Origin of the sequence: Tessaracoccus sp. MC1756, assembly GCF_014164735.1 — a bacterium.
Taxonomy (GTDB): domain Bacteria; phylum Actinomycetota; class Actinomycetes; order Propionibacteriales; family Propionibacteriaceae; genus Arachnia.
In genome coordinates this window covers 12,269-36,150 of the sequence record NZ_JACJFZ010000002.1, presented here as the reverse complement: position 1 = coordinate 36,150, position 23,882 = coordinate 12,269, and the positions used below count along the sequence as shown (strand labels likewise).

Annotated in this window: 16 protein-coding genes; 10 read left to right on the top strand and 6 right to left on the bottom strand. The window is 67.3% G+C overall.

The features are described from left to right. Positions 1–5: 5 nt before the first annotated feature. The 3 genes from H5393_RS05440 (at position 6) to H5393_RS05430 (ending at position 3,342) form a co-directional block, all read left to right on the top strand. Positions 6–1,379 carry an ABC transporter substrate-binding protein gene (locus H5393_RS05440; protein WP_245244148.1) on the top strand — a complete coding sequence of 458 codons (1,374 nt, stop codon included), beginning with the start codon at positions 6–8 and terminating at the stop codon, positions 1,377–1,379. A gap of 89 nt (positions 1,380–1,468) precedes the next feature. Further along, positions 1,469–2,416: a carbohydrate ABC transporter permease gene (locus H5393_RS05435; protein WP_182764396.1), complete on the top strand. Its 948-nt coding sequence runs from the start codon at positions 1,469–1,471 to the stop codon at positions 2,414–2,416. Next, a complete protein-coding gene (locus H5393_RS05430) occupies positions 2,416–3,342 on the top strand; it encodes a carbohydrate ABC transporter permease (RefSeq protein ID WP_182764603.1) in 927 nt (308 codons plus the stop codon). The genes H5393_RS05435 and H5393_RS05430 overlap by 1 nt, the downstream gene beginning before the upstream one ends. Before the next feature lie 389 nt (positions 3,343–3,731). Here H5393_RS05430 and H5393_RS05425 read toward each other — a convergent pair whose 3' ends face one another. The 4 genes from H5393_RS05425 to pyrR form a co-directional block, all read right to left on the bottom strand. Beyond that, entirely contained in the window at positions 3,732–9,350 is a 5,619-nt protein-coding gene (locus H5393_RS05425; RefSeq protein ID WP_182765830.1) for a beta-galactosidase, read from the bottom strand. Positions 9,351–9,497: 147 nt separating this feature from the next. Beyond that, positions 9,498–10,772, bottom strand: a complete 1,275-nt coding sequence (locus tag H5393_RS05420) for a dihydroorotase (RefSeq protein ID WP_182765829.1) — start codon at positions 10,770–10,772, stop codon at positions 9,498–9,500. Positions 10,773–10,775: 3 nt separating this feature from the next. Then, positions 10,776–11,705, bottom strand: coding sequence for an aspartate carbamoyltransferase catalytic subunit (locus H5393_RS05415; protein WP_182765828.1), 930 nt, complete (start codon positions 11,703–11,705; stop codon positions 10,776–10,778). Further along, complete coding sequence (pyrR, locus tag H5393_RS05410) at positions 11,702–12,235, bottom strand: bifunctional pyr operon transcriptional regulator/uracil phosphoribosyltransferase PyrR (RefSeq protein WP_182765827.1); 534 nt, start codon at positions 12,233–12,235, stop codon at positions 11,702–11,704. Before pyrR ends, H5393_RS05415 begins: the two co-directional genes overlap by 4 nt. Before the next feature lie 77 nt (positions 12,236–12,312). Here pyrR and H5393_RS05405 point away from each other — a divergent pair, with 77 nt between their 5' ends. Beyond that, positions 12,313–12,522 (top strand): hypothetical protein, encoded by a 210-nt coding sequence (locus H5393_RS05405; RefSeq protein ID WP_076060554.1) that lies wholly within the window; start codon positions 12,313–12,315, stop codon positions 12,520–12,522. Positions 12,523–12,582: 60 nt separating this feature from the next. Here the strand turns inward: H5393_RS05405 and pepN are convergent, their stop codons facing one another. Further along, positions 12,583–15,177 (bottom strand): aminopeptidase N, encoded by a 2,595-nt coding sequence (gene pepN / locus H5393_RS05400; RefSeq protein ID WP_182765826.1) that lies wholly within the window; start codon positions 15,175–15,177, stop codon positions 12,583–12,585. Positions 15,178–15,343: 166 nt separating this feature from the next. Between pepN and ligA the strand changes: the two genes are divergently transcribed. Both ligA and H5393_RS05390 read left to right on the top strand, forming a co-directional pair. Next, a complete protein-coding gene (gene ligA / locus H5393_RS05395) occupies positions 15,344–17,428 on the top strand; it encodes an NAD-dependent DNA ligase LigA (protein ID WP_182765825.1) in 2,085 nt (694 codons plus the stop codon). Between the two features lie 7 nt (positions 17,429–17,435). Then, positions 17,436–17,882 carry a ribose-5-phosphate isomerase gene (locus H5393_RS05390; protein WP_182765824.1) on the top strand — a complete coding sequence of 149 codons (447 nt, stop codon included), beginning with the start codon at positions 17,436–17,438 and terminating at the stop codon, positions 17,880–17,882. A gap of 226 nt (positions 17,883–18,108) precedes the next feature. Here H5393_RS05390 and H5393_RS05385 read toward each other — a convergent pair whose 3' ends face one another. Next, the gene (locus H5393_RS05385) at positions 18,109–18,270 is read right to left on the bottom strand and encodes a hypothetical protein (protein WP_182765823.1); all 162 of its coding nucleotides are present in this window, start codon (positions 18,268–18,270) and stop codon (positions 18,109–18,111) included. 32 nt (positions 18,271–18,302) lie between these two features. On the opposite strand from H5393_RS05385, the gene H5393_RS05380 reads away from it, so the two are divergent. The 4 genes from H5393_RS05380 to H5393_RS05365 all read left to right on the top strand — a co-directional run bounded on the left by H5393_RS05380 (position 18,303) and on the right by H5393_RS05365 (position 23,698). Continuing rightward, the gene (locus H5393_RS05380; protein WP_182765822.1) at positions 18,303–19,115 is read left to right on the top strand and encodes an Fpg/Nei family DNA glycosylase; all 813 of its coding nucleotides are present in this window, start codon (positions 18,303–18,305) and stop codon (positions 19,113–19,115) included. Between the two features lie 73 nt (positions 19,116–19,188). Continuing rightward, entirely contained in the window at positions 19,189–19,902 is a 714-nt protein-coding gene (locus tag H5393_RS05375; RefSeq protein WP_182765821.1) for an HAD family phosphatase, read from the top strand. Then, the gene (locus tag H5393_RS05370) at positions 19,899–22,406 is read left to right on the top strand and encodes a glycoside hydrolase family 65 protein (RefSeq protein WP_182765820.1); all 2,508 of its coding nucleotides are present in this window, start codon (positions 19,899–19,901) and stop codon (positions 22,404–22,406) included. Before H5393_RS05375 ends, H5393_RS05370 begins: the two co-directional genes overlap by 4 nt. After that, positions 22,403–23,698, top strand: coding sequence for a hypothetical protein (locus tag H5393_RS05365; RefSeq protein ID WP_182765819.1), 1,296 nt, complete (start codon positions 22,403–22,405; stop codon positions 23,696–23,698). The genes H5393_RS05370 and H5393_RS05365 overlap by 4 nt, the downstream gene beginning before the upstream one ends. The last annotated feature ends 184 nt before the right edge of the window (positions 23,699–23,882 follow it).

Sequence of the window (23,882 nt, the reverse complement as noted above, 5' to 3'; positions counted from 1 at the left end):
GATTAATGACTTTCAAGCGTTACATGAAGGCCGGCGCAGTGCTGGCCGTCGCAGCCCTGGGCCTGAGTGCCTGTGGCACCGGCACCACCGAACCCGCCGCTGAGGAAACCCCCGCTGCCAGCACCCCTGCACAGGAGACCACCCCGGCCGAGGAGAGCACGCCCGCTGAAGAGCCCGCCGGCGAGCCCGTGGAGATCCAGTACCTCCACCGTCTCCCCGACGGCGAGGGCATGACCCCGGTCAGCGAGATCGTTCAGCGTTGGAACGACGAGAACCCAGACATCCAGGTCACCGCCACCAAGTTCGATGGCAAGGCCCAAGAGATGATCACCAAGCTCGAGACGGACGTCAACGCGAACAACGCTCCCTGCCTCGCGCAACTCGGTTACGCCGAAGTTCCCGAGATGTTCGTCAAGGGCCTGGTCGAGGACGTCACTGAAGAGGCCAAGAAGTACGAGGGTGACTTCGGCGGCGCGTTCGGCCAGATGTCGGTCGGAGGCACCATGGTCGGCCTGCCGCAGGATTCGGGCCCGCTCGTCTACCTGTACAACGAGGCTGAGTTCGAGAAGCTCGGCATCGAGGTCCCGACCGACTCCGCGTCGTTCGTCGAGGCCGCCAAGGCCGCCGCGGCTAAGGGCAAGTACATCGCTGACTTCACCCCTGACGAGGCGCAGTACTGGCTGTCCGGCCAGGCCGCCGGCGCCGGCGCCGTCTGGTACGGGGCTGAGAACGATCAGTGGGTCGTGAAGACCGACACCGCGGAATCCCAGGCCGTCGCTGCCATGTGGCAGGAACTGCTGGACAACAAGGCCGTCCTCACGCACGACCGGTGGGGCGACGCCTACGGCGCAGCCCTGGTCGACGGCAGCCTCATCGGCAACATCGCCGCCGCCTGGGAGACGGGTTTCGCACTCGATGCCCTGGACGGGACTGCCTTCGAGGGCCAGTGGCGCGTCGCTCAGATGCCCGCCATCAACGGTTCCGAGCTGACCGGCCCGAACGGCGGCTCTGGCGTGGCGGTCATGAAGGGCTGCGCCAACCCGGCTGAGGCCATGGAGTTCAACGCCTGGTTCAACACCCAGGTCGATGACCTCGCGCAGCAGGGCCTCGTTCCCGCCGCCACCGCCGTGGCCGCGACGCCCGAGAAGATGAGCCGCCAGTTCGGTGGCCAGGACGTCATGGCTGAACTGGTGAAGGCCAACGAGCGCATGAGCACCGAGTTCGGCTACATCCCGGGCTTCTCCGCCGTGGGTCCGAAGATGGCTGAGGCAGCTGCTGCCGCCGCCAACGGTTCCGGCAAGGTCGCTGATGTGTTCGTGGCTGCGCAGGCCGCATCCATCGCTGCCCTGCAGGATGCTGGTCTTTCGGTTGCCAGCTGATCGTCGATGATCCAGTGGACCCGGGCCTGGGAGCGGAGCCTCCGCACCCAGGCCCGGTTTCCGTCCGCACAAGATGTATAGGAGAGAATATGTCCTCGCCCAGCACTACAGCTGAGCCGAAACGCAGAAGGTGGAGCCGACAGGCTAGGCATCAGGCGATCAGCGGTTGGGCGTTCGCACTGCCGTTCTTCCTGGCGTTCTGCCTCGTCTTCATCGCTCCCATCGTCTCGTCCGCCCGCTCGGCCCTGTTCACCATGAAGGCGAGCGGGGGACTTTACGGTGGTGGCACGATGACGGAGCAGTTCGTCGGTCTGGAGAACTTCCGGGTCGCGGCGTCGAACCCTGCATTCTGGGAAGGTGTCGGACGCGTCATGCTGTTCGGCCTGGTGCAGATTCCCGTCATGATCGGAGTCGCGCTCCTCCTGGCGCTGCTCCTCGACTCGTACCTGGTTCGCCGCCCCGGCTTCTGGCGCCTGTCCTACTTCCTGCCCTACGCCATCCCGGGCTTGATCGCCGCCATCGTGTGGGGATACCTCTACATCCCCGAGGTGTCGCCCTTCGCGGATGCCTTCGGCAGCGTCCAGGGATCCCCCTTCTTCCTGTCGCCCCCTGTGGTGCTGTGGTCCATGGCCAACATGACCACGTGGACCTACACGGGCTACAACATGCTCATCTTCCTGGCTGCCCTGCAGGCGATCCCCGGAGACCTGTACGAAGCTGCCCGCATCGATGGCGCCTCGGGTTGGAAGATCACCACGCAGATCAAGATCCCCATGGTGGGCAGCGCAGCGCTGCTGGCAGTGCTGCTGTCGATCATCGGCACGGTGCAGTTGTTCAACGAGCCCGCAGTCGTGCAGACGTTGGCCACCTGGATGCCCAACAGCTACACGCCGATGATGATGGCCTACAACACGATGATGGGTCAGATCACCCCGAGCGGCGCTGGAATGGCATCCGCCATCTCCATCCTGATGGCCCTGATCGCCGGCTCACTCGCCATCGTCTACTTCCTCGCGCAGCGGAGGCTTCAGAAGTGATGTTCACCAGGGTCAAGAACCCCAAGACGAAAACCACTCCGGACGGGTTGGTGTACCGCCCGTCGATCGACGGTCTGCCCCCGCGTGCCATCGCGCCGAGCAAGACGGCCCGCAACCTCACGACGGTGGTCCTCGCCCTCATCGGGTTGTATTTCCTCCTGCCCATTGTCTGGGTGATCTTCGCGTCGTCCAAGACCAAGGGTGACCTTTTGGGCACCTTCGGCTTCTGGTTCGGCAACGACGTCAGCTGGGGGGCCAACTGGAGCGCCCTGATGTCGTGGACGCAGGACCTGTTCCCCCGCTGGGTAGCGAACTCGGTGTTCTACTCCACGGTGTCCGCAGCAGTCGGGACGCTCATCTCGGTGGCCTGTGGCTATGCGCTGGCCAAGTTCAGGTTCCCGGGTCGAGGCATCATGCTGGGCGCCGTCATGACCGGCCTGCTGATGCCGGTGGCGCTGCTCACGGTTCCGATGTACCTGTTGTTCACGCAGATGGGAATCACCAACACCATCTGGTCGATTCTCATCCCGTGCATGGTGTCCCCCTTCGGCGTCTTCCTCGGCAACGTGTACGCCGCCACGTCGGTGCCCACGGAGTTGCTCGAAGCCGCCCGCATCGACGGCGCCGGCGAGGCCCGCATCTTCTTCACGATGGTGTTGCGTCTCCTCTCACCCGCAATGGTGACGGTCTTCCTGTTCATCTTCGTCGCCACCTGGAACAACTTCCTCCTGCCGTTGATGATGATCAGTTCCGCGGAGCTGAAACCCGTCACACTGGGTCTCTACGGGATGATGAGCTACTTCGACCCCAACCGGGGTGCCGTCATGCTCGGGTCACTCCTGGGCGTCATCCCGCTGATCGCCCTGTTCCTGTTCCTCCAGCGCTTCTGGAAGGCCGGCTTGGCAGCTGGTTCCGTGAAGGGCTGATCCACCACCGGATCATTCGACGCGGGGTCGGGCATTGCGCCCGGCCCCGCGTCGTTGTGCATGGCGGGTGGGTGCTGGGTTTGATGCCGTCCTGGGCATCAACTCCAGCATTGAACAGCCAGCCCCGTTTCACTGCTGAGTGTGGCGCCGTCGGCAGCGCCGACCCAGCAGGAATCGCAGCTCCATCGCCGGACGACGGTGGGCCCACCCAGCTCGCGCGTTGGCTGCCTTCGCCCACGGGGTGAACCAGAAGCCGAGAGCAGCAGCGCACACGCGAAGAACCCCCGGGCTTCCAAGCAGGTTGCCTGAAAGCCCGGGGGTCCACTTCAGCGGAGAGTCACCTCACCGCCCCTTCGACCGGGCACTGCGCGCCCGGCCCAAGGAACGGATCAACGCTTCTCGGGTTCTCCGAACATCACGATGTTGTTGAACACCCACTCGTTGCTCTGCGAGAAGGAATACCCACCCGCAGCCTTCGCAGTGGCGGCGTACACCGTCGTCCAGGTGTAGGAGCGGCAGGCACCCCTGCCCGTGGCGGCGGTGTCGCACTCGGTCTTCCACTGACGCCCACCCGAGGTGAACCCGCCGTTGGTGGTGGAGGCCAGGTCGCCCAGCGGGTTGCCCTTCCACGCCTGACGGGTCATGTACGGCAGGTACGTCAGGTTGTTGAAGGCCCACCCCGACTCGCGGACGAACGTGCCGTCCTCGACCTTGACCACGGTGGCCCAGATCTCGGTGCGGCAGCGTTCCGTCTGCGAGTACGGCTCGCAGGTGGTCATCCACTGACGGCCGTTGAAGTCGTGCGTGCCGGGCTCGGTGTAGGGCGCGGTCCGGACGAACGTGTCGGAGGGCTTGGTCGGGGTCGCCGTCGGCTTGGCCGAAGGCGACACCGAGGGCTTCACCGAGGGCTTCACCGAAGGCGACTTCGATGGGCTAGGCGACGGCGACGCCGAGGGGCTCGGCGACACCGACGGGCTCGGCGAGGCAGTGGCCGCCTTCGCCACCGTCAGCGTGAAGCTGGCGGTGCCGCTGAGGCCTGTCGCGTCCGTGACCGTCACCGTGACGGGGAACGTGCCGTCGACGGTGGGGCTGCCGGAGATGAGACCCGTCGCCGGGCTGATCGTGACGCCCGACGGCAGGCCGGACGCGGCCCAGGTGAATGGGGCGGTGCCGGTGACCGTCGGCTGGACCGACACCGTCGTGCCGACGGTGCCCGCCTGCGCCGGGATGGCGGTGACGGTGGGGGCCACCGCCACCGGGGCGTCACCGGAGACCGTCAGTTCCGCCACAGTGGTCCAGGCGTGCCCCGCGGTTTGGGGCCGGACCGAGACGAACTTGACGTAGCGCGCCTCCACGGGGCCGTCGGGGATCTCGACCGTCTTCAGACCCAGACCGTCGCTGAACGTGCCCTCGGCCACCTTGGTGTACTGGACACCGGCCGGCTCGGGGTACGCCAGCTGCTTGAGCTGCTCTGCGGTGCGGATGTCGAAGTCGCCCGCGGCGGCCACGTAGACCTCGTAGTCACCGATGAGGCCGTTGGCGCTGCTCTGGCGCGGAAGGTAGGTCAACGAGGCGATGTCCTTGACCTCGCCCAGGTCGAGCACCACGTAGTGCGGGAAGGGCGTGGTGCCGCCGCTCCAGCGGGTGTGCCAGTACGTGTTCGGGTTGCCGTCCGCCAACGCCGTGACGTAGCCGCTGCCGCCGCCTTCGTTCGGTTCGGCGGAGTTCCACGCCACGATGCCGGCGATGTCCAGGACCGACGGGTCGATCAAGCGGATCGCGGTGGAGACGCTGGCGGTGCGACCGTCCTCAAGCCTGGCCACCGCTCGGATGGTGCCCGAAGTACCGTCCAGCGGGGCCTTCACCGTCACCGACGCGGTGTCACCGGTGGTGGTCTGCGTCGCAGGCGTCACCGTCCAGCCCGCAGGGGCGTCGACGGTGAACGTGCTGCCCGCAGGCACGTTGGTCATGGCGAAGCTGACGGTGCTGCTGGCGCCCCAGGTCAGTTCGGCCGGGGCCGAGGTGACCGTCATCGACGGCGCGGTGAGGATGCCGCTCAGGTACTGCGCCTGGTTGGCGGCGGGATAGGGCTGCCAGTCCGCCGGGGCGCCGGTGGTGGAGTGCACCGGGACCAGACGGATGGTGTTGGGGCCCTGGCCCGCAGACTTCGCGACCACGGACACGGCGATCTCGTTCTCGCCGCGCGGGTTCAGCCATCCCGCCGGGATGGTGAACTCGGACTGCGGGCCGACGTCGCCGATGAACACGCCGGCGTTCCAGCCGTTGACGTACAGGTCGACCTGGCTGCCGTTGGTGCGCGTGGCGGTGGTGCCGCCGAAGTTGTCGGCGTCGATGACCAGGCGCCAAGCGGTGTCCTGGCCCTCGGCCACGTTGAGGTCGGCCTTGGTCCGGTACCAGGTGGTGCCGGCCTCGGTGGCCTCCATCGTGGACGCGGGGGTCCAGCCAGTGGTGTCGACGCCCGGTAGGTGCCAACCCTCGAGCTCGCCGATCTTGCCGCCGGTGTTGTACATGCCACGCATGGCGTCGGACTGGCCGAACGCATCTGCGGAGCCCTGCAACTTCCAGGTCTCGGTGCCGGCCTTCGAACCGAGGTTGGCTTCGAAGAGACCACGGTTCTGTCGCGACAGGCCGTCATCCGACCAGTCGAGGTTCAGACCCAGGTTGTTGGCCAGCACCGTGACGACGACTTCCTGGCCGCCGACGATGGACCCGGCAGGCACCGGGACGCTCTGGGTGGAGCCGTTGAGGGTGCGGGCACCGGCGTACTGGCCGTTGACCCAGACCTGGAAGAAGCCCGGCGCCTTGCGCTGCGCGCCGTACGTGCCGGCGTTACCGCGGAACGACAGGCTCGTCGGTGCGGTGTCGGCTGCCGTGTACTCGGCGCGGTACCAGACGGAACCGTTGTGGAAGCCGTAGCGGTTCGAGTCGAGCACCACACCATTGGTGCCGGGGCCCTGCTGTGAGTTGAGCGGGGTACGGGCGTTGGCGACGGTCCAGTCGGAGTCGTCGTAGTCGACTGCGACGGGCAGGGGCTCGGCCTTCTTCACCCAGTTGAGGGCTGGCGTCGCAACGGCTGCGGGAGACGGGGCGTTATTGCCGGTCAGTGTCTGGCCGTTCCAGGTGTAGGAGGTGATACCTGCTGGCAGGGTCACGTTGAGGGTGCCGCTCTGAGCCATGGAACCGGTCAGGTGGGCGGTGGTGCCCTCAAACTCGACGGTGCGCACCAGATACGCCCCGTGCACTGCGACGGTGTCGTTACCGTCGCCACGGATGCCTTCAATGTGCCAGGTGGTGGCAGCGGTCTGGCGATCGAGGACCCGCAGGATCAGGATCTTCCCGTCAGCACGAGTGACCTTGATGTCCTGCGCGGTGGCACCGTGGGTGTAGTTGAGGCGCAACTGCTGCGTGGCAGCGTCGTAGTCCTGCGTTACGCCCGCGGGCGCGTTGACGGAGTAACCCGCCGGCACGCGCAGCACGGTCTCGCCGGCGTCGGCACGGTGGCCCACCAGCGTCTGGATCATTCCTGCGTCAGTGATCAACGGCTCGTCGAACAGCTGGGAGGTGGTGTAGTACAGGTCGTGGACCCCGCCGAGCTTCACGTCTGCGGTGATCATCAGTGCGTCACGGCCGTGCAGGGCCAGCTTGGTGTCAGCCTTCTGGGGCACTCGCGGCCAGACGATCTCGCCCGACGGAACCTCCGGATCGACGGTGGCGTCACCGGTGTGAACGCGCACGGCGTCGACCGAGAAGTAGACACCGCGTGGGTCCTGAGCTCCTGGGAAGAACACACCCTTGTGCACGAGACGCACAGTGTGTTCGCCATCGGGCAGGTCCTTCTTGGAGAAGATGACCTGCTGGGGAACAGCGTTCGGGGTCACGTCCTCCTCGGTCTGGCCCACAAGGACGTCGTCGATGTAGACATCGGCCGGGCCGTGGTTGCTGGAGTGGGCGGCGATGACGTCGAAGCCCGTGCCGGTGAAGGTGAACTCCACCGAGTCCCCGGCGGTGCGGGTGTAGGTCTCGTCGCCGCTGATGTTCCCGGACGTCCAGCGGTGACCCGACGCCTGAGTCCAGTTCGCGGCTTCCGCGCCGGACGTAGGAGTGAAGACCACTGGGGCGGGGGTGAAGGTGAAGAAGTCCGTGTCCGAGTTGTTGTACACGGTGCTCGTGGAGCCGGTGCTGGCGCCGAGCACGTTGAGCGCGTCGATGGCGAAGGCAGTTCCGGTGGCGTTGGCGCCAGCCTGACCGGTCACGGTGATCGTGGCGGTGTGGGTGCCCTGCGTCAGACCCTCGACGCGGCCACGAACCTGCTGCACAGGGGCGTTCTGATTGGTGTTGTAGGAGGCGTCCATCTGAACGGGGGTGCCACCGTCGACGGTCAGCGTTGCCTTGCCGTAATCAGGACCAGTGGGCACGATGACCTCAAGTCCGGTTCCGGTGAACGTGAACGCTGCGGTTGACCCCGCCGTCGAAGAGCGGCTCAGGGTGCTCTTGTACGCCGAGGTGTCGGCAACCTGGGTCCAGCCACTGGAGTACGTGATAGTGGCCGAACGGTCGTCGTTGGTGTAGGCGTCCGCTACCGGACCAGTGGGCTCGCCGAGGCTCAGCGGGAACGTGAACGAGGTCTCGGTGGTGTCATTCGAATTGCTCAGGCGCGCAGCGATGTAGCGCGGGCCGTTGCCGCTGACGGAGAGCGCCTTGTGTTCCTGATCGGTGGCGACGCGCTGGTAGATGTTGACGTTGCCGCCAGTGCGCTCAGTAGCGGTGATGCGCGGTGCTGGCGCCATCGAGGTGAGCTGAGGGAAGCCGCGCTGGTAGTAGCCCAATTCCTTCTGCACAGCGAGCTTCGGAGTGATGGTGCGGTCCTCGTTGAGGGCAGCACCGTAGTCGTAGCTGGTGAAGCCGGAGCCGGGAGCTCCGGTGTAACCCCAGTTCGTACCGCCGATGATCATGTAGTAGTTGAAGGCAGTGATGCCCTGACCGATGTTGTTCGCACCCCACTGACGGGTGAACGACGGGTCTGCGAACTCCTTGCACTTGTCGTTCTCGGTCCAGGGTGCGCCCCAGGGGGAGAATGCTCCGCCCTGAGCTTCCGTGATGAAGTGCGGCGTGTCCTGGGAAATGTTGCGGAAGCCCTGTTCCTGATCGTTGATCGCGTTGCGGCCAGCGTCGCAGGAGAAGCCCAGCGGGTACTGGTCGTAGGCGTAATAGTCGAGGCCGAGGTTCTCCACGTCCGAGAAGCGGCCGCCCATGCCCCAGTCATTGTGAAAGAGGGGCACATCGATGCCGTCTGCAGCGATGTGCTCCGCCAGCGTCTTCAGGAAGGCGCGACGGTTGGTGTCTTCAGTGATGAGCTCGTTCTCAACCTGGTACATGATGATGGAACCGCCACCGTCGGTAATCTGGTGCTCCCGAGCGATCTCGTTGAAAGCGGAGAGCCATTCCTTGGAGGGCTCCAGCACCGAAGCATCGGTGGAGCGCAGGGAGCCGGCAGTCTTGTTGACCATGTACGCGGGGAGGCCGCCCATGGACACCTCGGCGTTGACGTACGGGCCAGGTCGCGCGATGACGTAGAGGCCCTCCTCAGCGGCGAGAGTCAGCAGCTTGTCGAGATCACGGGGACCGGAGAAATCAAAGGGGCCACCCTCCTCGTTCTGGTGGAATCCCCAGAAGAAATAGAGAGACACTGCGTTGAAGCCCGCAGCGCGCAGCTTCTGGAAGACGTCACGCCATCCGTCCTCGTGCGGTACCCGCCAATGGTGGAGTTCGCCGGACCAGATGACGAGGCGCTCTCCGTCGATCTTGAACGAATGGCCGTCCCAGGAGACGGCATGTTCCTGGCCATCGTTGCCGGGGAACGTGATCTTGTTGCCCTGGTGGGCAGGCGGGTCGACGGCCTTCGCCGTGCCGGGTGCTACAAAGCCGGTGATCGCGAGGGCGATCACGGCGAGGATGGCAAGAACTCTTCTTGACAAGCGGTTATTCACGCTGGGGGGCCTTCCGTGCGACAGTGCAGGTCCGGTGAGTGTCGCAAGGCGGAGCGTTCAGGTGCAAAGAATTCTGACGATCACGCGTTCTCAACGAGCGTTTGAGAACGCCCCGGCCGGATCAGGGCCCCCCAGCGCGGGGACCCCTCAGGAATCGGTGCGCGCGAAGGTCTGGCGACCCCTCAGGAAGGTGGCCTCCACGGGGTCCGGCAGGGTGCGTCCGTGGTACGGGTTGTTGCGGCTCAGTGACCTCGACTGGGCCCTGTCGACCGTCGCGGTCCGATCAGGGTTGACCAGCACGATGTTGGCGGGCTCGCCGACCCGGAGCGGGCGCCCCTGATCCGCCAAGGACGCCAGCCGGGCGGGAGCGTGGCTCATCCGCTCGGCCACCTGGGCCCAGGTGAGACGCCCCGGCTTGACCATGGTCTCGATGACGACGGACAGCGCCTGCTCCAGGCCCAGCATGCCGGGCCTGGCGTCGACGAAGGCGTGGTCCTTGTCCTGCGGCGCGTGGGGCGCATGGTCCGTGCCCACCACGTCGATGGTGCCGTCCTCCAGCGCGGCGCGCAGGGCTTCGATGTGCTCGGGGGTGCGCAGCGGCGGGTTCACCTTGTAGACGGTGTCGTAGCCGGTGAGTTCCTCGGTGCCCAGCAGCAGGTGGTGGGGCGTGACCTCAGCCGTGATCTGCACGCCGCGCTGCTTGGCCCACCGAACCACTTGGACGCCCTCGGCGGTGGTGATGTGGCACACGTGCAGCCGGGAACCGGTGGCCTCAGCCAGCATGGCGTCGCGGGCGATGATCGTCGACTCCGCCACGGGCGGCCAGCCGCCCAGGCCGAGGCGCCCGGACAGCTCGCCCTCGTGGCAGCAGGCGCCGGGGCCGGCCAGGAACGAATCCTGCGAGTGCTGGGCGACCACGCCGTTGAAGGGGCGCACCCACTCCAGCGCGCGGCGCATGAGCTGGGGGTTCATGAGGCACATGCCGTCGTCGGAGAACATCGTCACGCGGGCGCGGGAGCGGTTCATCAGGCCCAGTTCGGCGAGTTCCTCGCCCTTGAGGCCCTTGGAGATGGCGCCGATCACGACGACGTCCGCCAGGCCGGCGTTGAGGCCCAGGTCGAGCACGTGCTCGGCCTTCTCTGCTGTGTCGGTGACGGGCTGGGTATTCGCCATGGCGCACACTGCCGTGAACCCGCCGCGCGCGGCGGCCTCAGTGCCGCTCAGCACCGTTTCGGCGTCTTCACGCCCCGGCTCACGCAGGTGGGTGTGGGGATCGACGAGGCCGGGCAGCGCGATGAGCCCGTGGCAGTCGACGATCCGCGCGTCGGCCGGTGCTGATTCGGCGATCACGCCGTTGGCAAGGTGGAGGTCGGTGCGGGTGCCGTCCGGCAGTTGCACCCCGTGGAGCGTGGTGGCGGTCATCTACTACTTTTCCTCTCCGGCAAGCAGGTGGTAGAGCACGCTCATCCGCACCGCGACACCGGCCGAGACCTGGTCGAGGATGATCGAGCGCGCGGCGTCGGCGGCCGCTGACGAGATTTCGAGGCCCCTGTTCATCGGGCCGGGGTGTGCGATGCAGGCGCCGTCCTTCAGCATCCTGAGGCGTCGGGGGGTGAGGCCGTAGGCGTCGATGTATTCGCGCTCTGAGGGGAAGAACCCGCCCTGCATGCGCTCGCGCTGGACGCGCAGCATCATGGCCACGTCGACCTCCGGCAGCACCTCGTCGAAGGTCGCGGTGGTCTCGACGCCCCACGTCTCCACGCCGGGCGGCATGAGCGTCGGGGGAGCCACCAGGACCACGCTGGCGCCCACCTTTCCCCACAGGAGCACGTTGGAGCGCACCACGCGGGAGTGCAGGAGGTCGCCGGTGATGGCGATGCGCTTGCCCTTCAGGTCGCCCAGGTTGTTGGCGTGCAGCTGCCGACGGATGGCGTGGGCGTCAAGGAGCGCCTGGGTGGGGTGTTCGTGCATGCCGTCGCCGGCGTTGATCATCGACGCGCGGACCCAGCCCGCCGCCTGCGCCACCGAGCCGGAGCCGGCGTGCCGCATCACGATGGCGTCGACACTCATGGCGTCGAGGGTCTGCAGCGTGTCCTTCATGGACTCGCCCTTCGACACCGACGACCCCTTGGCCGCGACGTTGATGGAATCTGCCGACAGCCATTTGGCCGCCAACTCGAAGGACGAGCGGGTGCGCGTCGAGTCCTCGAAGAACAGGTTGACGATGGTGCGGCCGCGCAGGGCGGGCAGTTTCTTGATGGGGCGCGACTGGATGTCGTGCATCTCCTCGGCCGTGTCGAGGATGGTCCAGATCTCTTCTTCGCTGAGATCGGCGATGCCGAGGAGATGCTTCACCGGCCGCTCCGTTCGATGGTGATGAGGTCTTGACCGTCGGTCTCGGTGAGGTTCACACGGACCCGTTCGTCGCGGGCGGTCGGGATGAGTTTGCCGACGATGTCCGCTTGGATGGGCAGGTCGCGTCCACCGCGGTCGATGAGCGCCACCAGTTGGATGGAGCGTGGCCGGCCCAGGTCTGCCAGCGCAAGCAGCGCGGCCTGGATGGTGCGTCCGGAGAACAGCACGTCGTCCACCAGCACCACGACCTTGTCGTCGATCTCCTCCGGCAGGACGGTGGGGCTGGGCATGCGGGTGGGGTTGCGGCGCAGGTCGTCGCGGTACATCGTGATGTCCAGTTGCCCGACGGGGATCGAGTGCCCTTGCGCCTCGGCGATCGCGGCGATCCGCTCCGCCAGAGGGGCGCCGCGGGTGATGATGCCCAACAGGATCACGTCGTCACTGCCGTGGTTCTTCTCGAGGATCTCGTGCGTCATGCGGTTCAACGCCCACTGCATCTCGTCGCCATCTACTACGGCGCGTGGCTCCATGGTTCCTCCCGTGGTCGGCTCAATCTACCGTACGGACTGACTCCTCTCCCACGCCAGTTCCGTATAGAGTGCCTGCCATGAACCTGCTCCCACTCGAGGTCCTTCCGGGCTGGCCCCAGCCGGAGCCCGTCTCTGACATGCTCCTGATGTTCCTGATGGTGCTTGGCCCGCTGGGCTTCGGCGTCATCGTGGCTCTGCTGTACTTCGGCCCCAAGTTGGCGCGCGAACGCCGCGAGCGCGAGCTGAAGGCCAGCAGCACCGAACTGGAGAACACCCGTCCGAACTAGCCGCACCTGGACGACCAAGGGCCGCCGGGCATTGTTGCCCGGCGGCCCTTTTGTCGTCGCTCAGGACGCTTCGTGGCGGCTGCGCTCCTGGGCCTTCAGTGAGCGGCGCGCCTCGTCGAGTCGTTCAGTGACGGAACGGCGGACCTGTTCGCTGGGCTCGTTGTCGTCGAGCCAGGCCTGGATCGTGGCCACCAGCGACTCCGTCACCAGCGGCGTGGGGAACAGCCAGCGCAGCGCGGTACCGACGGTGGCGTAGCCCCGGTCGGCCCACGTGCCCTCACGGCGCGAGATGCGGCCGAGCAGGTCCAGGTAGGCGGCCGGGTAGGGCTCCAGCACCTCGTCCTGGCCGTACCGCCAGAACCCCATGCAGATGGACCGGTGGGTCTCATTCGGCACGTCCGGGTCGTCCGTGGCCAGCGCCCACGCCTGCGACTTGGAGTCCACGTCCGGGAGCGCTGCCCCCGCGCCGGCTGCCTGTTCGGCGCCGGCGGAGGTGTTGTCGCGGTCCAGCTCGGCGGAGATCTCGTCGTGGCCGATGGCACCCAGCTTGGCCAGGGCCGCCGTGATCGCCCAGCGCATGCCGGTGTCGATGACCAGACCCTCGGGCACCTCTTCGCCGTGGAGCCACCCGCGGATGAGTTCGATGCCCTCTGCGGAGCGCACATTCCCGATGAGCGCCTTGGCGATCAGCACCTGCTTGTCCGAGCCCGGCTCGGTCTCCTTGAGGAGTTGCGCGAGGCCCGCCACCCAGCGGGTGTTGAGGTCGTCGCGCAGTTCCGGAGCCGTGAAGGCGAGTGCGGCGTTGCTGGCCTGGGCCAGCAGCGTCGAGGCACCTGCCATGTCGTTCTCCGAGGGGAGCGCGGCCTGCACCAGGCGCTTGTACTGCTGCGCGGGGAACTCCGCGTCGCGCGTCATCTCCCAGAAGGCGGTGAGCGCGACGGCGCGGGCCAGGGGATCGGTCAGCGCGCCGATGTGCTCCACGAGCGCGGCGGCCGAGTCGTCGTCGAAGCGGACCTTGGCGTAGGTGAGGTCGCCGTCGTTGAGGAGCACCACGTCGCCGCGGTGCACCCCCACCAGGTCCTCGATGGCGGTGCGCTCGCCGTCGACATCGGTCTCGACGTAGTGGCTGCGGGTGAGGCGGCCGTCCTCGCCGAGGCTGTAGATGCCGATGCCCAGGCGGTGCGTGCGCAGCGTCGGCCAGTCCGCGGGTGCGGTCTGCACGACGTCGAAGCGGGTGAAGTGACCACCCTCATCGAGGTCGAAGCTGGCGGCCAGCGTGTTGACGCCGGCGGTCTCCAGCCACTGCGTGGAGAACCACGACAGGTCGCGGCCCGAGGCCGACTCCAGTTCGACCAGGAGGTCGGAGAGCTCCGTGTTGCCCCACGCGTGCTTCTGGAAGTACTCGTGCACGCCGGCGAGGAACGCTTCGCGGCCGACGATGGAGACCAGCAGCTTCAGGACGGAGGCGCCCTTGGCGTAGGTGATGCCATCGAAGTTCTGCTCGACCTTCTCGAGGTCGCTCATGTCGGCGGCGATGGGGTGGGTGGTGGAGAGCTGGTCCTGCAGGTAGGCCCAGGCCTTGCGCTCGTTGCTGAACGACGCCCAGGAATTGGTACCGGTGTCGTAGCGCTTGGAGATCTCGTCGTTGGCGTAGTGGGAGGCCCATTCGGCGAATGACTCGTTGAGCCACAGGTCGTTCCACCAGCGCATGGTGACGAGGTCGCCGAACCACATGTGGGCCAGCTCGTGGAGGATCGTGTTGTCGCGGGCGTCCAGTTCACGCGACGTCACCCGCGAGCGGAACAGGTACTCGTCGCGGAAGGTGACGCAGCCGGCGTTCTCCATGGCCCCGGCGTTGAACTCCGGCACGAAGATCTGGTCGTAGGTGGAGAAGGGGTAGGGCACGCCGAAGGAGTCCTCGAAGACCTCGAAACCGCGCTGCGTGGTGGTGAGGATGCGGTCCGCGTCCAGGTACTGGGCCAGCGACCGGCGGCATGCCACCGACGCCGGGATCTCCTTGCCGTCAGTGGTGATGGTGCCCTCCACCATGTGGAACTCGCCGCAGACAAGTGCGGTGATATAGGTGGAGACCGGCGGCGTGGGCTCGTGCTCGAAGCGGCCGAAACCGTCGCCGATGTCGTGCGGCTCCACGCGGGCGGAGTTGGTGAACACCACCCATTCGCTCGGGGCCAGCACGGTCAGCTGGAAGGTGGCCTTCTGGTCCGGCTGCTCGGCGTTGGCGAACATGCGGCGCGCGTCGGCCGTCTCGAACTGGGTGTAGAGGTACACCTTGTCGTCGGCCGGGTCCACGAAACGGTGTAGGCCCTCACCCGTGTTGGAGTAGCGGCACGTGGCCACGACCTGCACCTCGTGCTGGCCCTCCATGAGTTCGGGGAGGGGGAGGCGGTAGCCGTCGAAGGCTGAGGTGTCGAACGCCTCACCGTCGAGGGTGGCCTCACGCACGTCGTCGGCGATGAGGTCGAGGTAGGTCGAGCCGCCCTCCGAGGAGAAGGTGAGGTGCGTGGTCGAGACGAACTGCCGGGCGGGCTGTTCGACCTCACGACCGGTGAGGTCGACGAGAACACGGTAGGCCTCGGTGGTCATGATCTGGGACCGTGCGACGGCCTCGTCGCGCGTGATGTTCGCCGTAGCCATGGGGTGTCTATTCTCCTGTGTCGATGGTGTCCGCCCTCATCAGGGTTTCCTGCATTGTTCTACTGAACTGCCCTGGGCGGTGGGATTTAGGGCGCTCGTGGGAACAAATGATTCCCCCCCACCGTAGATCTGGGTGGTGTCACCAGCGTATGCAACGATAAAACGTATGAGTGAAGAGAGCCGGGCCGGGGTGGAATCCCCGCAGTTGCGCCGCCAGTGGACTGACCTCAACACGCGCCTGACCGAGGCCCAGGAGGCCTACTACGGGGCTGATTCGCCCACCATGTCGGACGCGGAGTACGACGAGACGATGCGTGAGCTCCAGGCGCTCGAGGACGCCCACCCGTCGCTGGTCACGCCTGATTCCGTCACCCAACGCGTGGGCACCGCGCGCATCACGGACTTCAAGCCAGTGGAGCACCGCCGTCGCCTGCTCAGCCTCGACAACGTGTTCTCGGACGAGGAACTCACCGCCTGGCTCAACCGCACCCCGGCAGACCGCTACCTGTGCGAGCTGAAGATCGACGGGCTCGCCGTGAACCTGCTCTACCTTCACGGCCGGCTCAGCGTCGCGGCCACGCGCGGCGACGGGCGCGTGGGCGAGGACGTCACGCCCAACGTGGAAACCATCAGGGGCATCCCGCGGCGGCTGAAGGGCGCGGCGCCGGCCGTGTTGGAGGTGCGCGGCGAGGTCTTCTTCCCCGTCGCGGGCTTTGAGCGGCTCAACGAGTCGCTGGTCGAGGACGGCAAGGCGCCCTTCGCCAACCCGCGCAACGCGGCGGCGGGTTCGCTGCGCCAGAAGAATCCCGCGGTGAGCGCGTCGCGCCCGCTGCAGATGATCGTGCACGGCATCGGCGTCGTGGAGGGGGCCGCCTTCGAGTCGCAGTCAGACGCCTACGAGCAGTTGAAGGAGTGGGGCCTGCCGGTGTCCCCGGCCTACAAGGTGCTGGAGTCGCGGGCGGAGGTGGCGGAGTATGTCGCCCACTACGGCGAACACCGCCACGGCCTGACCCACGAGATCGACGGTGTCGTGGTGAAGGTGGACAAGCTCTCGGAGCAGGACCGGTTGGGGGCCACGTCGAGGGCGCCTCGCTGGGCCATCGCGTACAAGTACCCGCCGGAGGAGGTCAACACCAAGCTGCTCGACATCCGGGTCAACGTGGGCCGCACCGGCCGCGTCACCCCGTACGGGATCATGGAGCCCGTCTTCGTCAGTGGCTCGACGGTGGAGATGGCCACGCTCCACAACCCGTTCGAGGTAGAGCGCAAGGGCGTACTCATCGGCGACACCGTCGTCCTCCGGAAGGCCGGCGACGTCATCCCGGAGATCGTCGCCCCCGTCGTGGCGCTGCGCGACGGCTCGGAGCGGCCGTTCGTGATGCCCACCCACTGCCCGTCCTGCGGCACCGAACTGCGGCCCGAGAAGGAGGGCGACAAGGACATCCGGTGCCCGAACTCCCGCACCTGCCCCAGCCAGCTCCGGGAACGACTGTTCAGCCTGGCGTCGCGTGGCGCGTTCGACATTGAGGCGCTCGGCGAGAAGGGCGCGAACGCGCTGCTCAGCGCCGGCCTGCTGACGGACGAAGGCGGCCTCTTCGACATGACGGCCGAAGACCTGCTCGCCACGGATTTCTACACGCGGCTGGCCAAGCCCTCAGACGGCGACGCGCCCAGCCGCAACGGCCGCGTGTTGTCGACGGTGGGGGAGAAGCTCATCGCCAACCTCGAGGCGGTCAAGACCCAGCCCCTGTGGCGCGTCCTGGTGGCGCTGTCCATCAGGCACGTCGGCCCCACGGCGGCCCGGTCGTTGGCGGCCAGGTTCGCCTCGCTCGACGCCGTCCGCGCGGCCTCGCTGGAGGAGCTCGCCTCGACGGAGGGGGTGGGCGGGGTGATTGCCGAGTCGGTGAAGAACTGGTTCGACGTGGACTGGCACGTCGCCATTGTGGACCGGTGGGCGGCTGCCGGGGTCCGGATGGCCGACGAAGTGGACCGGTCGCAGCCGCGCACACTGGAGGGCGTCACCGTGGTGGTGACCGGATCGCTGGAGGGCTTCACCCGGGACGGCGCGAAGGAGGCCATCATCAGCCGCGGCGGCAAGGCCGCGGGCTCGGTCAGCAAGAACACCGACTACGTCGTGGTGGGCGCCAACGCGGGGACGAAGGCCGCCAAGGCGGAGGAGCTTGGGCTGCCCATCCTGGACGAGGCAGGATTCGTCACCCTGTTGAGCAGCGGCCCGGCCGGGCTGGGATAGTTGACCCATGCGAATCCACATTGCCACTGACCATGCGGCCTTCGAGCTGAAGAACTACCTCGTCGAGCGGCTTCAGGAGGACGGCTTCGAGGTCGTCGACCACGGCGCGCACGAGTATGACGCGCTGGACGATTACCCTCCGTTCGTCATCCCCTGTGCAGAGGCAGTCGTAGCGGAGGAGGGGTCCCTGGGCGTCGTGCTGGGTGGCTCCGGCAACGGTGAGCAGATCGCGGCCAACAAGGTGAAGGGCGTGCGCGCGGCGTTGGCGTACAACGTGGAGTTGGCCAGGCTGGCCCGCGAGCACAATGACGCCAACGTCATCTCACTGGGCGGCCGTATGCAGTCCCTGGAAGAGTCCTACGACATCGTCAAGACCTTCGTCACCACGGAGTTCCCGGGGGAGGACCGGCATCAGCGCCGCATCGACCTCATTGCGGAATACGAGAACCGCTGAGCCTGCGCAGTTGACGCCTGGCGACGCGTTGCTGCCGCATCCGTCGCTGGGCTTCTATGAGGCGCGGGAGAACGAGCGCTGAGTCGATGCGCACGTTGGCCCGCCGGGGTTTACGGAGTGCGCCCTTGGTCGGGTCGTTCGAAGACATGTGCAGAGTCTATGCGCACTTTGCCCAGGAACCTCGGGCGTCCATCTGTGCGGACGCCCTTGTCAGACCGTTGATCGCTCAACTTTCTTGCGCGTTGCGATTCCTGAGGCGCTGATGCTTCTGCTGGTCTTCGATGCTGCGATCCCGACGGGGGAGCAGCTTCGCCCGCAGGGCCCGCTCCCGGTCAACCAGGCCGGACACGCCATCGCGCCCGAACTCACGCCGCTGCTCTTCGCTCATGGGTCGAGTCTACGGACGGCTAAGGTGGCGAAATGCCTGAGGGTCACGTCATTCACCGGCTCGCGTCCGAATACACCGCCACCTTCGGCGGGGTCGAGGTCTCCGTCACCTCCCCGCAGGGCCGTTTCGACGCGACACCTCTTGACGGCTCCGTGTTCAACCACGGCGAAGCCGTCGGCAAGCACCTCTTCCTCGACTTCGCCACGGGCGACGTCGTGCACATCCACCTGGGGTTGATCGGCAAGATCCGCTTCGAGCCCCTGGCCCCACCTGTCGGCGAGGTGCGGCTGCGCATCCACAACGGCGTCACCGTCGCAGATCTGCGGGGGCCGCAATGGTGCCGCATCATCACCCTGGAGGAGCGCGACGCGGTGGTCGCCTCGAGCGGTCCCGATCCGCTGCGCGCTGACGCCGAGCCGTCGCGGGGCTTCGAACGAGTACGACGCTCCGGCAAGCCGATCGCCGCCCTGTTGATGGACCAGCGCGTCGCCGCCGGAGTGGGCAACATCTTCCGCGCGGAGGTGCTCTACCGGCACCGCCTCGACCCCGCGGTACCCGGCCGTGACATCGACCGCCGCACCTGGGACGCCCTCTGGGCGGATCTGGTCGAACTGATGCACTACGCCGTCGGTGCCGGCCGCATCGACACGGTCCGCGACGAGCACGGCCCGGAGGTCCAGGGCCGCGATCCGCGGGTCGACCGGCACGGCGGTGAGGTCTACGTCTACCGACGGGCAGGGCAACCGTGCCTGGTGTGCGGCTCCGAGATCCGCACCGCCATGCTCGAGGGTCGCAACATGTACTGGTGCGGTCGTTGCCAGCGCCGGAAGCGGGTCGGTCGCTGAGCACGGGGGCGGTAAATGCCGGGACCGGCCGCGCATCCTCTCCGCGGCCATCAACGCCGCATAGGGTGGGCCCATGGAGTGGAGCGACTACCAAGCAGTCCTGTTCGACCTCGATGGAGTGATCACCCCAACCGCTGAGGTGCACATGCACGCCTGGGCCGACATGTTCAACGGCTTCCTCAGCACGCGCAGCGGCCAACTGCCGTACACCGACGACGACTACTTCGCCTTCGTGGACGGTAAACCGCGCTACGACGGGGTGCGCGACTTCCTCCTGTCCCGCGGCATCGTGTTGCCGGAGGGTCGGCCGACGGACGACCCGAGCCAGCTGACGGTGTGTGGGCTCGGCAACCGGAAGAACGAAGCCTTCAACACCATCATCGAGCGCGACGGCGTGGACCCCTATCCCGGCTCGAAACTCCTGGTCGAGCAGCTCGCGGCCGGCGGTTTCAAGCTCGCGGTGGTGTCGTCGTCGAAGAATGCGCCGGCCATCCTCCGCGCCGCGGGGCTCGCCCCCTACTTCCCCGTGGTGATGGACGGCAACGTCGCCGCCCAGGCCAACATCGCCGGCAAGCCGGCTCCGGACACCTTCATCCACGCCGCCCAGATGCTTGGCGTGCCCACCCGCAACGCCGTCGTCGTGGAGGACGCGATCTCCGGCGTGGCCGCGGGCGCGGCGGGAGATTTCGGCCTCGTCATCGGTGTCGACCGCGGCGTCGGGCACGAGGCGCTGCTCATCGCGGGCGCCGACCTCGTCGTCGACGACCTCCGGGAGCTTGCGGCATGAAGACCCGCGAGATCATCACCGACCCGATGAACCGCTCACGCTTCCCGGTGGACCCGTGGCGGTTGGTGGAGGTGGAACCCAGCGCCCATGACGTGGGCACCACGGAGTCGCTCTTCGCCGTCGGCAACGGCTACCTCGGCATGCGCGGGAACCCTGAGGAGGGGCGCGTCAGCTACGCCAACGGCACGTTCATCAACGGCTTCCACGAAACATGGCCCATCGAGCACGCCGAGGCCGCCTATGGGTTCGCCCACACCGGCCAGACGATCGTCAACGTTCCGGACGCCAAGCTGCTCAAGGTCTATGTCGACGACGAGCCGCTGACGCTCACGGTGGCAGACCTCGACGACTACGAGCGGGTCCTCGACCTGCGCTCCGGCTGCCTCAACCGCAAGGTGGTGTGGCGCACGCCGTCAGGGAAGGTGGTGGAGATCAGGAGCAGCCGCATGGTCTCGTTCACCGACCGTCACCTTGCCCTCATGCAGATCGAGATCACACTGCTTGAGGGTGGTGAAGCCCCCATTGTGGTCAGCTCGCAGATCGTCAACAGGCAGGACGGGTACTCCGATTACCGGGCGACCGAGCAGGCGGAGGGCTTCGACCCGCGGCGCACCAGCAAGTTCCAGGAGCGGGTGCTCAACCCGGAACTCAACTGGAGCAAGGGCGATCGCATGTTGCTCGGCTTCCAGACCGCGCGCTCCGGCATGACGCTCGCGGTGGCGGCAGACCACTCCCTGGAGACGGAGAACCGGTACGAGGCGGTGATCTCCACCACCGAAGACGTGGGCAAGCAGGTGTACCGCTTCGACGCGAAGCAGGGCGAGCCGATCAGGATCTCGAAGGCCGCGGTCTACCACAGCTCGCGCGGGGTGCCGGTGGCCGAACTGTCGGACCGCTGTCGCCGCACGCTCGACCGCGTCCGCGACAAGGGTTTCGACTACTTCTACGACCAGCAGCGGCACTGGCTGGACAACTTCTGGCGCGACTCCGACGTGGTCGTCGAGGGTCAGCCGGCCATCCAGCAGGCCGTGCGCTGGTGCCTCTTCCAACTGGCGCAGGCGTCGGCCCGCGCGGACCAGTTGGGAATCCCCGCCAAGGGCGTGACAGGCTCAGGCTACGAGGGCCACTACTTCTGGGACACGGAGATCTACCTACTGCCGTTCCTCACGTACACCTCGCCGCGGGCGGCCCGCAACGCGCTGCGCTCCAGGGTGATCATGCTGCCGCAGGCCCGTGAAAGGGCGGGTGTGCTGTCGCAACGCGGCGCGCTGTTCCCGTGGCGCACCATCAACGGGGAGGAGGCGTCGGCGTACTATGCGGCCGGAACCGCCCAGTACCATATCGACGCCGACGTGGCCTTCGCCTTCGAGAAGTACCGCGACATCACCGGCGACCAGGCCTTCATGTACCGCGACGGTGCCGCCGTGCTGGTGGAGACCGCCCGCATGTGGGCTGACCTCGGTTTCTGGCGCACCGACGCCGAGGGCGCGCACAGGTTCCACATCCACGGCGTCACGGGACCGGACGAGTACACCGCCGTGGTCAACAACAACCTCTACACCAACGTCATGGCCCGCGCGAACCTCAACTACGCGGTCTCCCTCATCCGCGAGATGCGCCACATGGACGAGGCGGCGTACCAGCGCGTGGTGGAGGACCTGGGCCTGACCGACGACGAGGTGCTCGAGTGGGAGGCCTGCGCCAAGGGCATGGTGATCCCCTTCGACGAGACGTTCGGTATCAACCCACAGGACGAGAAGTTCCTCTACTCGGAGATGTGGGACCTGGAGAATACCCCTGAGAGTAAGCGGCCGCTGCTGCTGAACTACCACCCGCTGGTGATCTACCGGTTTCAGGTGTTGAAGCAGGCCGACGTGGTGTTGGCGATGTTCCTGCAGGGCGACCAGTTCACGACGGAGCAGAAGAAGGCCAACTTCGAGTACTACGACCCCATCACCACCGGCGACTCCACCCTCTCCAGCGTGGTGCAGTCCATCCTCGCGGCGGAGGTGGGGTACCAGGACATGGCCATGGAGTACTTCACGTCCGGCCTGTTCGTGGATCTCGCGGACCTGCACTCCAACGCCCGCGACGGCGTGCACATCGCGTCGACCGCCGGCGTGTGGAAGGCGCTCGTGCACGGCTTCGGCGGCTTGCGCGACCACGACGGGCAGCTCACGTTCGACCCGCGCCTGCCCAAGGAGTGGCCGTCGCTGACGTTCTCCATCACCGTGCACGGTTCCCGTCTGCGAGTGCGCCTGGCGCGCACCTCGATCGCCTTCGACGTGGAGGAGGGCGGCCCGGTCGAACTGGCCGTGCGCGGGAGGCCGCTGACGGTGCTACCCGGAAGTCCGGTCGCCGTGCCGCTCGACGGGCAGGGCCCACTCCTGCCATCGTTGGAGGGTAGCCACCCTCTGGTGGGCGGACGTCGTAAGGACGGCTCCGTCGTCCAGGCGGTGCTGCCGGAGTCGCACCCGCAGGAGATCGCCGAGGAGACATCATGAGCCTGGAACTCACAGGGGTCGCCAGCGAACACTTCGAGACGCGCCCCCGGGCGGACGGTTTCGAGATGACCGGGGACGGCCGGCTGCGGCACCTGAGCGTCGAATTCGGTGACGGCTGGACGCTGCTCGACGACACCGTCGACGATGCGGGAGCCGAACTGCGGCACACCTCGGGCGTGACCGGCTCGGTGCGGCTGTCGTCCGGCCCGCGCCTGCGGCTGCAGGTCAACCTCACCTCGGAGATCGACGACACCGTCACCGTCCCCGGCCCCCTGCTACGGGTGGTGGGGGAGAAGGCCCCCATCAGCTGGCTGGCCGAGGCGTCGGGCGAGATCGTCCTCCCGTCGGAACACGGCCCAGGGCTGCTCACGCAGCGACGCGGGCTGTCCAGCGACGGCCCCGAACCGGGCACCGCATACCTCCTGGAGGCGGAGCCGCTGCTGCGGCCGAAGAGTGTCCTGTCGTCGGCGTGGACCTATGAGGCCCTCGAAGGCGACATCCTGGACATGCCGCTGGAGCCGTCGTGGTTCCCGTTCGACCGCTACCCCGGCGTCGGGCACGGCGTCGAGTTGAGCGTCCCCGACGGCCTGGTGGTCGCCGATGAGAGCGTCCGGGTGACGGACACCGACGGCGAGTTCGAGCTGTACCCACCGCCCGGGTTGTCGAGGGTGGGGGTGTGGGGCCCCGGTGGCCGGACGCTGCTGGAGATAGGCTCCCATCTCGACCCGGAGCAGCTCCGCGAGAAGCTGGCCGGTGAGCGTTTCGTCGACGACGCCTGGGCCTATGTCGCCGTGCGGCACATGATGGAGAGCTGGACCCCCGACGACTTGGTGGACCGCGTCGACTTCGTGCTCGGGCAGGTGCTGGAGAAGCCGACGGCGTGGGGCGCCGTCGCCGCGCACCTGGCCACCCAGCTCGGCCTCCCGCTGGAGCAGGAGGCGCAGGAAGCTGCCACCCAGGTGCTGTCGCGGGGCCGCGTCGACGAGGTGATCGTGCTGACGATGCACGGCATGGTGCCCATCGACCTGGCAGGCGGAGCCTGGCCGGTCGGCAACTTCCGGGAACTGGGGATCGAGGCGATGTCGCGCATCGGCTACGGCCGGGTCCGCTCGGCCGGTGCTCCAGTGAGGGGCCGTGACGTGGCGGTGGCCAAGTTGTTCGCCGCAGGGCTGGGGGAGACCGAGCAGGGGCTGCGCGCCTCGTCGTGCGCGATGATGGCCGAGCACCGGCTCCTGTGCTGGCTGTCGGCGCAGCAGTCGCCGGTGGATCTGGCCTGGCTGTCCGTCGGTTGATGACAGATGTCACCCCAGAGTGATGACATCGCATCCTGGCGCCGGCCTCTGCGGGCCCTGAGGATAGGGCACGTCCATGCGTCGTCGCGGCGTCGGTGATGTAGTGCCACACGGCCCTTGGGGGCATGACCGGCTCCGCGATGATGGCCTGACGCGTCGCGCCCTGTGGACTCGGCTACGGTCA

Bases quoted from the DNA above. Each gene is read 5' to 3' on its own strand.
- H5393_RS05420 (WP_182765829.1), bottom strand. From the start codon at position 10,772: ATGACCGCCACCACGCTCCACGGGGTGCAACTGCCGGACGGCACCCGC.
- H5393_RS05380 (WP_182765822.1), top strand. From the start codon at position 18,303: ATGCCTGAGGGTCACGTCATTCACCGGCTCGCGTCCGAATACACCGCC.
- H5393_RS05430 (WP_182764603.1), top strand. From the start codon at position 2,416: ATGTTCACCAGGGTCAAGAACCCCAAGACGAAAACCACTCCGGACGGG.
- pyrR (WP_182765827.1), bottom strand. From the start codon at position 12,235: ATGGAGCCACGCGCCGTAGTAGATGGCGACGAGATGCAGTGGGCGTTG.
- H5393_RS05385 (WP_182765823.1), bottom strand. From the start codon at position 18,270: ATGAGCGAAGAGCAGCGGCGTGAGTTCGGGCGCGATGGCGTGTCCGGC.
- H5393_RS05375 (WP_182765821.1), top strand. From the start codon at position 19,189: ATGGAGTGGAGCGACTACCAAGCAGTCCTGTTCGACCTCGATGGAGTG.
- pepN (WP_182765826.1), bottom strand. From the start codon at position 15,177: ATGGCTACGGCGAACATCACGCGCGACGAGGCCGTCGCACGGTCCCAG.
- H5393_RS05370 (WP_182765820.1), top strand. From the start codon at position 19,899: ATGAAGACCCGCGAGATCATCACCGACCCGATGAACCGCTCACGCTTC.
- H5393_RS05440 (WP_245244148.1), top strand. From the start codon at position 6: ATGACTTTCAAGCGTTACATGAAGGCCGGCGCAGTGCTGGCCGTCGCA.
- ligA (WP_182765825.1), top strand. From the start codon at position 15,344: ATGAGTGAAGAGAGCCGGGCCGGGGTGGAATCCCCGCAGTTGCGCCGC.
- H5393_RS05405 (WP_076060554.1), top strand. From the start codon at position 12,313: ATGAACCTGCTCCCACTCGAGGTCCTTCCGGGCTGGCCCCAGCCGGAG.
- H5393_RS05390 (WP_182765824.1), top strand. From the start codon at position 17,436: ATGCGAATCCACATTGCCACTGACCATGCGGCCTTCGAGCTGAAGAAC.
- H5393_RS05365 (WP_182765819.1), top strand. From the start codon at position 22,403: ATGAGCCTGGAACTCACAGGGGTCGCCAGCGAACACTTCGAGACGCGC.
- H5393_RS05435 (WP_182764396.1), top strand. From the start codon at position 1,469: ATGTCCTCGCCCAGCACTACAGCTGAGCCGAAACGCAGAAGGTGGAGC.